The organism is Oceanobacillus sp. MO10714A (genome assembly GCF_037072045.1).
GTDB classification, from domain to species: Bacteria; Bacillota; Bacilli; order Bacillales; family Amphibacillaceae; genus Oceanobacillus; species Oceanobacillus indicireducens.
This window is the reverse complement of sequence record NZ_JAXHDC010000016.1, coordinates 1-15,420: the sequence shown is the minus strand read 5'-3', so window position 1 is coordinate 15,420 and position 15,420 is coordinate 1. Positions and strand designations below refer to the sequence as shown.

The window sequence follows — 15,420 nt, the reverse complement described above, 5'->3', positions numbered from 1 at the left end:
GACATTATGTTAAGGGGATAATAATCAATGGTAAGGATACTGCATTTCGGTCTTAGTTCTTCCTTAGGAGGAATTGAAACATATCTAAAAAAAATCACTACCCATATTAATAAAGATAAATTTCAATTTGATTTCCTTGTTATGGGAAATGAAAAACCGTGTTGGCATGATGAGTTTTTACACATGGGGAGTAGATTTTATAAAATTACAAAAAGAAGCAAAAACCCATTAAAAAGCAATAAAGAGTTGAAAAAATTGTTTGAGAAAGAGAAGTTCGATATAGTTCATTGCCACTTAAATTCTTTAAGTAACATATCTCCAGTCTTGATGGCGTTGAAATATAATAACAGAGTAATAGTTCATAGTAGGAATGCAAATACTCCAAGATTACATAAAAACAAATTACTACATTCTATAAATATTTTAAGGCTGCCAAAGAGAAAAATCGTAATGTTTGCTGTTTCGGATAAAGCAGGAAAATGGATGTTCGGTAATAAATCAAATTATACAGTAATCAATAACGGAATAGATGTAGAAGATTTTAAATATAATCATCAGTCTAGAATTAATATGAGGCAGAATTTAAATATTGAGGATCATTTTTCTATTATAAATGTTGGAGCACTTAGATATCAAAAGAACCATCTCTTTATATTGGAAGTATTTAAAGACTTATTAAAGTTCAAACCGAAATCTAAATTATTATTGGTAGGTACAGGACATTTAGAACAAGAGATTCGAGATAAAGCAATAGATTTAGGAATTAATGAAAAAATACTAATGTTGGGCAACCGAAATGACATATCTAGTTTACTTTCTGCATCTGATGCATTTTTATTTCCTTCTTTTTACGAAGGGTTTCCTAATGCTCTATTAGAAGCTCAAACATCTGGTCTGCCAGCACTATATTCTGATACTATTACAAGAGAGGTAATTGTTAATTATAATTGTCAAACATATTCTCTTAACAAATCATCTAAAGATTGGGCGGAAAAATTATTACTTCTAGAAAACTTTGATGACCGGAAAAAAGGTGCTGAGCAAGTTGAACGAAATGGATTTTCTGTAGAAGAAGAGATAAAAAAATTAGAAGGTCTTTACACTAATATTCTTAACAATTAAGTACCCAGATGAAAAATATAAATATGTAAACTTTATATTTTTTTATAAGGTGAATTGGAAATTTAGATTTACTTTATCTGTTGTCGAAAATTTGATATATGGAGTTTATTATGATTAAATCAAATTTAATTCAAAATGAAAAATTAGTACAATTTAAGGTTCATAAATGGGCCCTTTTTTGTTTTTTTGTAATTACTACACTCCCGCCGTTACGTTATAATCAAACCATCTACTGGTCTTCCATTGTTTTAACTGCAGTAATTTTATGTTATATGATACTTTTATCTAAAGTAAGAGTTAATGGATATATAATTTGGGGATTTGTAGTGAATTTTTGTATATTACTTTCTGTTTTATGGGCAAATAATATTGATTTGGCTCGAAGTGGAGTAGCTGGATCTTTAGCAGTTTTTATACCGTATACGTACATGTCAATGTTAATAAAGGAAAAAGAAGACATTTATGAGTTATTAAAGTTGTTTATATATTCAAAGGTTATAATGGCGCTTTACATTATTATTAATGTAGACGTTACTACATTAGAAGGCATAAGGATAGGTGTAGACGTTTTAGGTGAAGGATGGAATGCTAATTACATAGGTATGAATATGGCTATTTCATCTTTTATTCTTGTTTTATTAATAAAAACAACAAAAATAAAAAAGATTAAATTGCTATACATTCTATTAATTAGTCTATTTACTTTCTTAACATTGTTATCCGGATCAAGAAAAGCTTTGTTTATACTTATCTTTAGTATAGGACTTTTTATAATCTTCAGCTCAAAGAAACATAAAGTCGGTAAGGCAACAATTGTATTGTTACTTACTACTTTGACTTTTTATTTGGTAATGAACATTCCATTTTTTTATGATGTGTTGGGAGTCCGTCTTGAAGGATTTTTAGCAAATTTCACAGATACTGGAGTAGTAGACGGAAGCACGGCTCTTAGAATGACAATGATAGAGCAAGGTCTCTTATATTTTTATGAACAGCCTGTATTGGGATATGGGATAAATAATTTCCAGCAACTTTTTGCATCTACTTTTGGATATTCACATAATAACTATATTGAATTATTAGTTGGAATCGGCTTATTTGGAACAATTGTCTATTATTTAGGATACACATACATTATAAAGAAAACTTATAATGTCAAAGGGAATTTGTATGCTTTCGCTTTTGTATCTGTATTAACTATAGTAATTATAGATACAGGGTTAGTGAGCTATAATGCATTTTATATTCAATTTTTAATTTGTATTTCGTTTTCAATTATTAGTATTCAGAAAAAAGTATCAATACCCAATAAGAAAGGTAGTCTATAAATGATTGCATTAATAAAAGAAAAGATGAAAAAAAATGAATTAATAATTTCATTTTATCAAGATGTACTTAATTTCTATTATAAGCATTGTTTTACAGACAAGGAACTAATTAATAAACGTTTCAAAAAATATGTCGGTAGGGAACCGGAGTTAGAAAATCCAATAGAATTTGCTGATAAATTACAATGGTTAAAGCTCTATTGGTATGACCCTTTTGCGGTAAAATGTGCTGATAAATATGAAGTACGTGAAATTATAAGTGAAAAAATAGGCAGTGATTTTTTAAATGAATTGTATGGTGTGTATGAATCAGTTGATGAAATAAATCTTGAAAAATTGCCAAACTCATTCGTTTTAAAAGCAACACACAGTTCTGGTTATAATTTTGTTTGTAAAGATAAAAACTTGATAGATTGGAACGTAAAGTTTAAAGAATTAAGAAAGTGGCTTAAAATTAACTATTATTGGAGAAATCGTGAATGGGTTTATAAGGATATTAAACCCCGTATCATTTGTGAAAAGTATTTAAGCGAAAATGAAAAAACACAATCTTTAACAGACTATAAAATATATTGTTTTAATGGAAAACCTAAGTACTGTCAAGTGATTAAAGATAGGTCTTCTGATGGTGGAACTACAATTGACTTTTTTGACACTGAATGGCGTCACATGGAGTTTACTGGCTTGCAAAAATCTCCTAATTCTACAGAAGAAATCAATAGACCTGACCGATATGAAGAAATGCTGTGGCTATCAGAAAAGCTATCAGAAAAGTTTCCCTTTGTGCGTGTTGACTTTTATTATGTTAAAGGGAAAATATACTTTGGCGAGCTTACTTTTTTTCCAATGAGTGGATTTGGAAAATTTGAACCTTCCGTCTGGAATAGAAAAATTGGCAGTCTATTAAATCTGCAAGAAAAGACAAATAAAGGGCATTGAAAGGTTGAATTTCATGGAAATTATAATTGGTGCAGATGTAGTACCTACTGAGTCAAATTTTAATTTGTTTAAATCTGGTCAAGTTAAAGAATTACTAGGTTCTAATTTATATAATATATGGCGTACTGCAGATTTTCGTATATTTAATTTAGAAGTTCCGTTAACCGATCAAAAGAACCCAATTGATAAAAATGGGCCAAATCTTATAGCTCCAACACAAGCAATAAAAGGTATTAGTGCCTTAAATCCTGATTTAGTCACACTAGCAAATAATCATATATTGGACCAAGGACTGGAAGGATTATACTCAACGCAACGATTATTGAAGGAACATGATATACCATCAATAGGAGCCGGGGAAAATATTAATCAAGCTTCTGAAACTTATATATTAACTCATCATGGCATTTCAGTTGGAATATACGCATGTGCCGAAAATGAATTTACAATTGCTACGGAAATGGACCCAGGAGCAAATCCTTTTGACCCTTTAGAAAGCTTGGATCATATAAGGAAATTAAAGGATCGTTGTGACTATGTTATTGTTTTATACCATGGTGGGAAAGAGCATTACCGTTATCCTTCTCCTTATTTGCAAAAAGTATGTAGAAAAATAGCCCAAAAAGGGGCTGATTTAGTTGTTTGTCAACATAGCCATTGTGTAGGGGCTTTTGAGAAATTTGAAGGATCCACAATAATTTATGGTCAAGGAAACTTTATATTTAATAAGTATAATAATGAGTTTTGGAATAACAGCATTTTGATTAAAGCGTCTTTTACAGATAAATTTGAGGTGAATTATATTCCAGTTTTTAAAACGGATCAAGGAATTCAACTAGCAGAAAAAAAAGAAGCTGAGATAATAATATCTGGTTTTTTAAAACGCTCTTCTGAAATACTAGAGGAAGGATTCGTTCAAAAAAATTATAAAAGCTATGCGAAAGAAAATCTCCCTAATTACTTGAGACGATTATCTGGAGAGAATAGATGGTTATCAGGGATAGATAGAAGGTTATTAAACAATCTATTATTAAAAAGAAAATATAAAAATGATAAATTACTAGTTATCGAAAATATCATTGAATGTGAATCTCATCGGGAGCTAATTTTAGAAGGTTTAAAAACAGTAGAAAGATAAATGTTAAGCAAATTAACTTATAAAGGATTAGCGATCATCTAGTATAAAACCTTAAAACGCTTAGAATTGTAATAAATAATCAATAATTGAGCTAATTGCTTCAACTCACAATGAAATAAAGGAGTAATAAATGAAAAAGAAAAAAATACTTCAAGTATCCGTGGGTGGTTTAGGTAATGGTGGTACGCAAAATATAATCATGGGAATCGTTAGAAACCTATCCTCAGATTTTGAATTTGATATATTACTATTTACTAATGATATTAGATATTACGATGACGAATTTCTTAAGTATGGGGAAATTTTTAGGATTCCAACATCAGATAAAAAAAATAAAATTATGAGAAAAATATTACAGATTATTAAACCATTTAGAATCTTAATAGGAACTTATAAAATCCTAAAAAGAAGTGGAGACTATCATGCGATACATTGCCACAATGAATTGGAAAGTGGTATCTGTACTTTAGCCGCATATTTTGCAGGGGTTAAAATTAGAATATCTCATAGTCATACAAACAGAGATCATTTTATCAGAAACAACTATATAAAATATATTTATAATAAGACTTTACAACTTTTAACAAATAAAACTTCAAATATAAAAATAGGTTGTACTGAAGAATCTTTTAATAGTATTTTTGGTAATGAATATTTATCTAAAAAAACATCTAAAGTCATTTATAATAGTATAGATCTTGAGAAATTTAAAAAAAATAACTGTGGAAATAACCTAAAAAAAATCAATATAGTTAATGTTGGCTCGTTTTCTGAAAATAAAAATCAAATGTTTTTAATAGAGATGTTGCCATTGATGATTAAAAAAATTCCAAACATCAAGTTAAAGCTAGTAGGATTTAAGGATGATTATAAGCAGCTATTGCAAAAAAGGGTAAATTCACTTGGATTAAATTCTGAAGTTGATTTTTTACCACCTGACTCTGATATACCTAGTATATTGGAAGATGCTGACTTATTTATTTTTCCTTCTTTACGAGAAGGATTTGGTATTGCTTTATTAGAAGCTCAAGCTATGGAAGTACCTTGTTTAGTTTCTGATTCTGTTCCTAAAGTAGTTGATGTTGGTTTATCAGAATTTCTTCCATTGTCAAAAGGAAAAGAAGTGTGGGCTGAGAAAGCAGTAAATATAATAGAAGGTAATCATAAATTAAAATTAAATAAGAAGAAATTAAATAAGTTTAGCTTAAGAGGCTATCTAAATCAAATTAAGGAAATATATTCTTCTAGTTAATATATACATTAGTTTCTATTGTAGTTTTAAAGTTATTATATTTGTTATATAAAAGGAATGAGAAAATGAAAAAAGTAATGCTATATGCATACAGCGGAATAAATTTAGGTGATGATTTATTTATAAAAATACTATGTGAAAGATATCCAAATACTAAGTTTGTTTTATTTGCACCTAGAAAGTATAAGGAACTAACTAGTAGCTTAGGGAATTTACATATAGTACCATCCGATTCATATATTATAAGAGGTTTTAATTTTCTCTTAAAATTATTAAAAAGAAAGAACACTGTTCGAAATTATGTAGCAAAGACCTGTGATGTTGGAGTACAAATAGGTGGTTCAATTTTTATGCAAAGAGAAGGATGGCGAGAGAATACAGAACGGAAAAAAAGGATGTTAGTAAAAAATCAACCTTTTTTCGTATTGGGTGCAAACTTTGGACCTTATTACGATGAAGAGTTTTATTTATTAAATAAGAGTGTAATAGAGAAGTATACCGATATTTGTTTTAGAGATCAGTATTCATTTAACCTTTTTAAGGATTTAAAAAATGTTAGAATTGCTGATGATATTGTATTTCAATTAGATAGCAATGTTAACAATGATCTTATTAAAAGTCAGAATAAAAATATCGTAATATCAGTAATAAAACCTTCATTTAGAGAAGAATTAAAGGAATCTGACTCTATTTATTATGAAAAGATAAAAGATATTGCTACGTACTTTATAAATAACGGATACAATGTTACATTGATTTCATTTTGTGAGCATGAGGGTGATGATGAGGCAATTAATTCTATCACAAAATTAACACCAAAAAAATACAGAAAGAAAATAAAAAAACATTTTTATAAACTAGATATCGAAGAGACTTTGAGCATTATAGCTACTTCAGATTTTGTAGTTGCTACGAGATTCCATTCGATGATACTAGGTTGGCTATACGGTAAACCAGTATTCCCTATTGCTTACAGTGAGAAAATGACAAATGTTATGAAAGACGTTGGTTATACTGATTTTTACTCTACTTTTGATGATTTATATAATTTACAAGCTAAGGATGTATACACTTGTAAGGATAATGAAATTTTGGACATATCTAAGCAAGTAAATGCTGCAGAAAACCATTTCAAAGAGTTAGATAAGGTGTTATTAAATACACAATCAGAGAGAGTGTAGTTTTTGAATAATAATATAAATGTATTTAAACAATTAAATACTATGATTTTATTGACAATTATTACGCAAGTATTTGTTTTGATTAAAAGTGCTATTGTTGCATCCTATTTTGGAATAAGCGCTGAACTTGATGCATTTAACCTTGCTAATAGGATTTCTACTTTTATATATAGTTTTATTGGTGCAGGAGTTTCAACAGTTATTATTCCATATCTAAGAGATACAGTTAATAAAAAGGCTATTAACATATTTATAACTGTCATTTATACGATTGGTTTTACGTTGCTAGTTATCTTGTTAACCTTTAGAGGAGAAATAATTATCTTGGCTGGCGGCTCCAGCAGTAATTACTTCATAGAAATTGCAAGTAATATATTAGTATTTACTGCTATAACTGGTTTTATAGAGTCGTTAATAAGACTAGCTAAAGGAGTTCTTGAATTTAATGATAAGTTTACTGTTCAACGATTAATAGTACTCTTCTCAAATATATTACTAGTAGTAATGTTGTTATTAGTTAATAACAACATTTATTACTACGCTTTTATTATATTAGTAACTGCTGGTCTGAACTTTATCTTTCATATTTATTATCTTAAGAAATCAAGTTTTGAATATAAAATTAGTTATAATTTAAAAAACCAAAGCTTTAAAGAAATGATGGTGCTATTCTTTCCAACAATGTTAAGTACAGGAGTCCATCAAATATCATTATTAATAGATACATTAATTGCTGCAAGATTGCCAATAGGAAGTATTTCTACATTAACCTATGCAAATACTATAATTAGTATGGTGAATATTTTACTACTAGGGAATATAACTTCCTTTGTATACCCGAAATTAGTTAAAAAGAATAATAGCAAAGATAGACAGAATAGCTTAGCTGATTATATTTTATTAGTAAATGCACTAATGTGTTTTATGCTTCTATTGTTTTACTCAAGTGGAAGAGAAGCAATTAGTATTCTCTTTGAAAGAGGAGAGTTCACAAGTGAGAACACATTAATCATATTTTTGGTAGGACTAATTTTAGCAATATCATTGCCAACAAACGCCATAAGAGAATTGCTTTATCGTTATTTTTATATTAATAAAGATACATTCACTCCTTTTGTGAATAGTATATTGATAAGTATGTTAAATATAGTTTTCAGCCTAATACTTTCTATATATTATGGTTTATTTGGTGTAGTAATTGGAACAGCCTTAGCATCTTTTTCAAGTTTGCTATTTATTAGTATAAGGTTCAAGAAGAAGTTTCCGATATATTTCAATATAAAAGAATTTGCATATGAAAACGGAAAAATCATAGCTATAACTGGATTATCAATAATAACATTAAGTTTATTAAAAAATATAATTATTATTGAAAGTTCATTAATAGGATTAATCATACATGGCTTATTTGCAGCAATAATTTATTTATTATTAATAAAGATCTTTAGGAGCAAAGTACTGAAGTTAAAATTATAGTTGTTTATAATAGAATTCTCGCCTAAAACGAAGTATTTAAATAATATAGAATAAATCGTTAGTATAATTTTGGAAGAAATAAAAGTGGTAATTGGTAAAAGTGTTTCTATTGTAATAAAATTATGCTAATTATTTGATGGCTATGAATAGAAAATTTAAAAACATATACGAGCTATAAATTCAGTATAGATAAAAAGGAGTTTTTTAATTGACCAATCATTTATTAAGCAAAAATAAAACATACCTTATTACTGGCGCATCAGGATTTATAGGAAGCTACCTATCAAAGAGATTACTTGACGAAGGCTGCAGAGTTATTGGCATAGACAATCTTAATGATTACTATGATGTAAATTTAAAACAATCGCGTCTCGAACAATTGGAAAGTCAAAAGGATTTTATCTTCATAAAAGATGATATTGCTAATAAAGAAGCAGTAGACAATATATTTAAAAAGTACAAACCACAAATAGTAGTAAACCTTGCCGCACAAGCAGGAGTAAGATATTCCATTGAAAATCCAGATGTATACATACAAAGTAATATTATAGGATTCTATAATGTCTTAGAAGCATGTCGCCATTATCCAGTAGATCATCTAGTATATGCTTCCTCAAGCTCAGTTTATGGAGCAAATAAGAAGGTACCATTTGAAGAGACAGACTTTGTAGATACACCTGTTTCTTTATATGCTTCGACCAAGAAATCAAATGAGTTAATGGCTCATACATATAGTCACTTGTATAAGATTCCTGCGACTGGATTGCGTTTCTTCACTGTCTACGGTCCAATGGGACGTCCAGATATGGCATATTTCGGTTTTACAGATAAATACTTTAACGAAGAACCAATTAAGATTTTCAATAATGGAGACTTTGAAAATGACCTATACCGTGATTTCACGTACATTGACGATATTGTAGAGGGAATTGTACGACTGCTTAACAATCCACCTCAGGATGAAGACGTTCAGCATAAAGTCTTTAATATTGGAAATAATAATCCTGAGAAATTAATGGTGTTTATCGGAGCTCTTGAGAAGGCTTTAAGTAATGCATTAGATAGAGAGGTAGAATTCAATAAGGTATATGAGCCAATCAAACCAGGTGATGTTCCTGCAACTTATGCATCAACCAAACTATTGCATGAAGCTATTGGTTTTAAACCAGAGACACCAATTGAGGAAGGTTTGCAGAAGTTCGCCGATTGGTATGTGGAGTATTATAACAAGAAATAGTTGATTGTAAACATTGATTTAAGGTAACAATTTAATTGTAGTAAGGAGCATATTTCATGAAAATAACAGTCGCAGGAACAGGCTACGTCGGCTTATCCAATGCAGTCCTCTTAGCCCAGCACAATGAAGTAACTGCATTAGATATCATCCAAGAAAAAGTAGACATGATCAATAATAAAAAGTCTCCAATCGCGGATACCGAAATCGAGACATTTTTAGAAACAAAGGAATTGAATTTAAAAGCTACAACAGATTCAACTGAAGCTTTTAGAGATGCAGAATATGTTATTATCTCTACTCCTACAAACTATGATCCAGAGAAAAATTACTTTGATACAAGTTCTGTTGAATCGGTTATTGAAAATGTTATAGAAGTAAATCCGGATGCAGTTATGATTATTAAATCAACGATACCAGTAGGATATACAAAGGAAATACGTGAGAAGTTTAATAGTGATAATATTATTTTCTCTCCAGAGTTCCTAAGAGAAGGTAGAGCATTATATGATAACTTACATCCGTCTCGAATTATTGTTGGAGAGCGATCAGAGCGTGCTAAAAAGTTTGCAGACCTTTTAGTAGAAGGTGCAATTAAGGAAGATATACCTGTATTATTCACAGATTCCACCGAGGCTGAAGCAATTAAATTATTCGCTAATACATATCTCGCCATGCGAGTATCATTCTTTAATGAATTAGATTCCTATGCCGAAGTAAAAGGCTTGGACAGTGAGCAAATCATTGAAGGTGTCGGATTAGATCCGCGAATTGGTGGCCACTATAATAATCCATCTTTCGGATATGGCGGTTACTGCTTACCAAAGGATACAAAGCAGTTGCTTGCTAACTTTGAAGATGTACCGAATGATATCATTCGAGCGATTGTTGACTCGAACGATACTCGTAAGAATCATATTGCAGATATGATTACAAAACGGAATCCAAAAGTAGTAGGCGTCTATCGATTAACAATGAAAACTGGTTCCGACAACTTCAGACAGTCAGCGATACAAGATGTTATTAATCGAATCAGGGAACAAGGTATAGAAGTAGTTATCTACGAGCCTGTACTAGATGCTGAAGAGTTTGACGGTTTACGTGTGTTTAAGGACTTTGAGGCATTTAAGGCAGAGGCAGATGTGATAGTTGCTAACCGCTTGTCTGAGGAGCTGAAGGAAGTAAAAGAGAAGGTTTATACGCGGGATGTGTTTAGTAGGGATTAAATCGGTTCTGAGATAACGTGGATCTTATTTCAGATAAGTGATTTTGAAAAAATAGCAAAAGTTGAAGAGGAAGAGACAATTTCAAGTTGCCGGTATAAAATATCTTGTTTATGAGAAAAAAGAATTCCAGATGGAGTGTTCCTAGGAAAAGGTCCGTATTTTGATAGCAAGAAAAGTAAAACCTTTATGAGGGTGCAATAAAACAAATCAATAGAAGACATGAAAGAGTAGCTAAAAATATCCCCGACGATCGCTGTGATCATGACAGCAAACGAAGGAGAGGAAAATTGGCTCTATAGTCTGATTAATAACAGTTTTACCCATCTAAAAACAAATATAAGTAAGCTGTATCTTAAATCCAAAAATTAATTACGGCTAGTCTAATAATATATATAAATACACATAAAAATACTATTGTCTTTATGTGAAATAGAGAATTATATAAAGAATAAAGGGTGCCTAAATGAAGAAAGACATAGATTAACTCCACCTCTGCCATGTTTAGCAATAACGCCACTACTCTTAAGCTTGTTTGTGTCCGTGGTAATGGATTTTGGACTGCAAAATGGCAAAAGTAAAGCCTTAAGGATTCATTTGCATCAAGCGTAAGACCAACAATCACTTCTAAGTTCCGCTGGAGCTTCTAGTGAACTTAGAAGTGGCATGGTGGTCAAGGGTAAGCAGCTGAAGCTAGGTTAAGAAGTCTATATCACCGCGAATTGGGTCACTTTTACACAAATGGACCAAAAAGATGGCACAATTGGGTTATCTGATGGCTATAATCACCCTAAATGACTTTGAAGCTTCTATTCTATGCTCTTATGAAATAACAGGCATAGTGTAGGGGCTTTTTATAAATTAAAGAATGTTTTTTACAAAAACCAGATTAACTAGTAAAATTAATTGTTGTATGTTAACATAAGAAAATTCATGGAGGGAAGAGGGTAAAGAATGCAGTTATCCGATATTTTAAAAGATTCAAATTACAAATTGACTCAATTTAGTCAAGAGAAGATAGATTTTATTGAAAGCAATTTTTTTACAAAAGAAATGCGCGGTAAGGTTGTTCCTTATTTTAATTGCTATATTAGAAAAAGGGATATAAGGCTAACACCAGAAGAAGTTATACGTCAATTATATATCATAGTGCTAACCGAAGATATGGGGTACTCCCTAGATAGAATGGAAGTAGAATATGCTGTTTCGTTTGGTAGGGAGAAGAAACGAGCAGATATTGTTATTTTTGATAAACACCAAACTACTTCTCCTTATATAATAGTTGAATTAAAAAAACCAAAATTAAAAGATGGGAAAGAACAGTTAAAATCATATTGTAATGCTACTGGTGCACCTATTGGTATTTGGACTAACGGTGATTCAATATCATACTATCACCGGAAAGACCCGAATTATTTTGAGGATATACCGGGAATGCCAAAGGCTGATCAAAAGCTTTCTGATATATTGGAAGAACGCTGGACCATCGATGACTTAGTGGAAAGAGATAAGCTTGTAACAGAACGTAAATCATTAAAAGATTTAATTTTAGAATTAGAAGATGAAGTCTTGGCTAATGCAGGTGTGGATGTTTTTGAAGAAGTATTTAAATTAATCTTTACGAAGTTATATGATGAGATGGAGAGTGGTAGAAACAGTAATCGTCATTTAGAATTTAGAAATTATGGTGATACAGAAAGTGAATTAAAAGAAAAAGTTCAACGATTATTTGATAGAGCAAAAAATAAGTGGGAAGGTGTGTTCACCAATGATGCACAAATAATGCTAACACCTTCTCATTTATCCATCTGTGTTGCATCCTTACAAGATGTTAAACTATTTAATTCAAACCTTGAGGTAGTTGATGAAGCATTTGAATACCTAATATCCAAAAGTAGTAAAGGAGAGAAGGGTCAATATTTCACACCTAGATATGTTATTGATATGTGTGTGAAAATGTTAAATCCGCAAGAACATGAAACTATGATTGATACAGCAGCTGGTAGTAGTGGATTTACGGTTCATACAATTTTCCATGTTTGGGAACAAATAATGGAAGATGAAGGATTAAATAAGAGTCATCTATTCACATCAGAACTTAAACCTCCACGTTGTGTTGATTATGTAAAAGATAAAGTGTTTGCAATCGACTTTGATGAAAAAACAGTTCGTGTGGCAAGAACATTAAATTTGATTGCAGGAGATGGTCAAACAAATGTTCTTCATTTAAATACATTAGATTATGAACGTTGGGACGAAAGAACAGAGGATGAAAATTGGCAAGATATATATTTTGAAGGCTGGAGAAAGTTAAAAAGGTTAAGAACTAAAAGAAATAGTAATCGAGATTTTAAATTTGATGTACTTATGGCCAACCCGCCGTTCGCCGGTGATATAAAAGAAAGTAGGATTATCTCAAAATACGAGTTAGGTAAAAGAGCAAATGGCAAATACCAAAATAGCGTAGTACGGGATATCCTATTTATTGAACGTAACTTGGATTTCTTGAAACCGGGCGGAAGAATGGCAATTGTTTTACCACAAGGTAGATTTAATAATAGCAGTGATAAAAGAATCAGAGAGTATATTGCAGAGCAGTGCCGCATTTTAGCTGTAGTTGGATTAGATGGAAATGTGTTTAAACCGCATACTGGTACAAAAACGAGTGTGTTGTTTGTACAGAAATGGGATGATGAATTATGTCCAAAAGTAGAAGACTATCCTATTTTCTTTGCAACTATGAAAGAACCTAGTAAGGATAGTAGTGGTGATAAGATTTTTGTCCGTAAAAAAGATTACCCCAATGCGAAACAATACAACCAAGGAGCTAATCCAACAGATATTTACAATGATGTACCAGAAGATTTAGATGAATATTTGTTAGACAGTCATGGTCATTTAATTGTAAAACATGACTTGTTTAATCATGATGGATTAACACAAGATGGTATAGCAGAAGCATTTATTGAGTTTGCCAAAAAGGAAGGATTTTCTTTCTTGGGAAAGTAAATAGCCCTTTCGATGAAGTCAAATATAACAATTTGTTGAAAGGGCTGGAAGCATGTGAGCTTAATCGATCAAAGCTGGAAAATCAATTTACTATAGGTTCAGAGTACTATAAGCAAGAGTTTGTAAGAATTGTAGATATATTAAATAAATCAACTTATCCTATAAAAGAATTAAAAGATTGTACCTACCTAATTACAGATGGTGATCATGGTGCTACTCAATATAAAGATTCTGGTGTGCTTTATTTACTTAGTGAATCAGTTAAAGAGGGATACATTGACCTAAATGGTGGTGGTATCAGATATATAAGTAATGAATTGCATAATAGTTTAAAAAGATCTGTTTTAAGAACTGGTAATGTTGTTGTTACGAAAACTGGAGCTTATTATGGTAAAAGTGCTGTTATACCTAAAAATATAATTGAGGCAAATACTAGTGCACATGTTGCGAAAATTGTAGTTAAAGATGATGTATTAAACCCTTATTTTTTGTCAACATTTCTTAATTCAAAATATGGTTATTCTCAGTTAAGAAGAAGAGGTATTAAAGTTTCTAGACCTGAAATTAAACTTATTGAATTTCAAGATATAAAGATACCAATACCTAGTATGGACTTTCAAGAGAAGATAGAACAAATCACTCTTGAATGCCAAATTTTACTCAATAAGTTAAGCGATGAATACGAAAAAGCTGAAAGTGATTTATTAAAAGAAATTTCCTTCAAAGATTATGAGCTGAGTAATAGAAACATTAATGTAAAGAATTTCAAAAAATCATTTTTTGATTCTGGAAGATTAGATGCTGAATATTATCAACCTAAATATGAAGGTATTGAAGAGATCATTAAGAGTTATAAAAATGGTTTTACCTATATTGGTAAAGAATTTGAGCAAGTAAAGAATACCTCGAAAAAAACAGAAGGGTATTATAATTATATTGAAATCGGTGATATTAATATTGGTAATGGATTTGCTACGTACAATAGAATTGCAACGGAAAAATTACCAGCAAATGCTAAGATTGAGGCTAAAAAGGGGGATATATTAATATCTAAGGTCAGGCCTAACCGGGGTGCAGTAACAATAATAGATTTTGATGTAGAGAATTTAATTGTTTCAAGTGCCTTTACAGTATTGCGTAAAAAAGAAGAAGGTAATTTTACTAATAAAACTTTGAAAGTTTTATTACGTTCAAAGGTTTATAAAGAATGGCTTTTAAAATTTAATGTAGGTACTCAATATCCAGTCATTCGAGATGAAGATATATTGAATTTACCTATTCCAAAGATTACCCAAATAAAACAACAGGAAATTGCTAATAACATAGAACAATCACAAAAAGTAAAAGAAAAAACCGAATTATTACTAGATGTAGCAAAACAAGCAGTAGAAATTGCTATTGAACAAGACGAGCCTACAGCAATAAATTTTATTAATAGTAAAATCAATTAAAGGTAACCAGAAGGGGCTGTTGCACAATCAGATAACTGATTGTACAACAGCTTTTTTGTGTAAACAC

The 15,420-nt window shown here is 30.5% G+C and carries 11 protein-coding genes; all 11 read left to right on the top strand.

Annotated features, from left to right (window positions below; translation table 11 throughout):
• Positions 1–27 precede the first annotated feature (27 nt).
• The gene (locus SPD53_RS10220; RefSeq protein ID WP_336252487.1) at positions 28–1,122 is read left to right on the top strand and encodes a glycosyltransferase; all 1,095 of its coding nucleotides are present in this window, start codon (positions 28–30) and stop codon (positions 1,120–1,122) included.
• A gap of 110 nt (positions 1,123–1,232) precedes the next feature.
• Positions 1,233–2,450 (top strand): O-antigen ligase family protein, encoded by a 1,218-nt coding sequence (locus SPD53_RS10215; protein WP_336252486.1) that lies wholly within the window; start codon positions 1,233–1,235, stop codon positions 2,448–2,450.
• Positions 2,451–3,389, top strand: coding sequence for an ATP-grasp fold amidoligase family protein (locus SPD53_RS10210; protein WP_336252485.1), 939 nt, complete (start codon positions 2,451–2,453; stop codon positions 3,387–3,389).
• Positions 3,390–3,402: 13 nt separating this feature from the next.
• The gene (locus tag SPD53_RS10205) at positions 3,403–4,527 is read left to right on the top strand and encodes a CapA family protein (protein WP_336252484.1); all 1,125 of its coding nucleotides are present in this window, start codon (positions 3,403–3,405) and stop codon (positions 4,525–4,527) included.
• Positions 4,528–4,657: 130 nt separating this feature from the next.
• Positions 4,658–5,779 (top strand): glycosyltransferase, encoded by a 1,122-nt coding sequence (locus tag SPD53_RS10200; RefSeq protein ID WP_336252483.1) that lies wholly within the window; start codon positions 4,658–4,660, stop codon positions 5,777–5,779.
• A gap of 65 nt (positions 5,780–5,844) precedes the next feature.
• On the top strand, positions 5,845–6,960 hold the full coding sequence (locus tag SPD53_RS10195; RefSeq protein ID WP_336252482.1) for a polysaccharide pyruvyl transferase family protein: 1,116 nt from the start codon (positions 5,845–5,847) through the stop codon (positions 6,958–6,960).
• Positions 6,961–6,963: 3 nt separating this feature from the next.
• Entirely contained in the window at positions 6,964–8,436 is a 1,473-nt protein-coding gene (gene murJ, locus SPD53_RS10190; RefSeq protein ID WP_336252481.1) for a murein biosynthesis integral membrane protein MurJ, read from the top strand.
• A 208-nt stretch (positions 8,437–8,644) separates the two neighbouring features.
• Entirely contained in the window at positions 8,645–9,673 is a 1,029-nt protein-coding gene (locus SPD53_RS10185; RefSeq protein WP_336252480.1) for an SDR family NAD(P)-dependent oxidoreductase, read from the top strand.
• 56 nt (positions 9,674–9,729) lie between these two features.
• Positions 9,730–10,896, top strand: coding sequence for a nucleotide sugar dehydrogenase (locus SPD53_RS10180; RefSeq protein ID WP_336252479.1), 1,167 nt, complete (start codon positions 9,730–9,732; stop codon positions 10,894–10,896).
• 951 nt (positions 10,897–11,847) lie between these two features.
• Positions 11,848–13,902 (top strand): N-6 DNA methylase, encoded by a 2,055-nt coding sequence (locus tag SPD53_RS10175; protein WP_336252478.1) that lies wholly within the window; start codon positions 11,848–11,850, stop codon positions 13,900–13,902.
• A gap of 35 nt (positions 13,903–13,937) precedes the next feature.
• Positions 13,938–15,353, top strand: coding sequence for a restriction endonuclease subunit S (locus SPD53_RS10170; protein WP_336252477.1), 1,416 nt, complete (start codon positions 13,938–13,940; stop codon positions 15,351–15,353).
• Positions 15,354–15,420 lie beyond the last annotated feature (67 nt).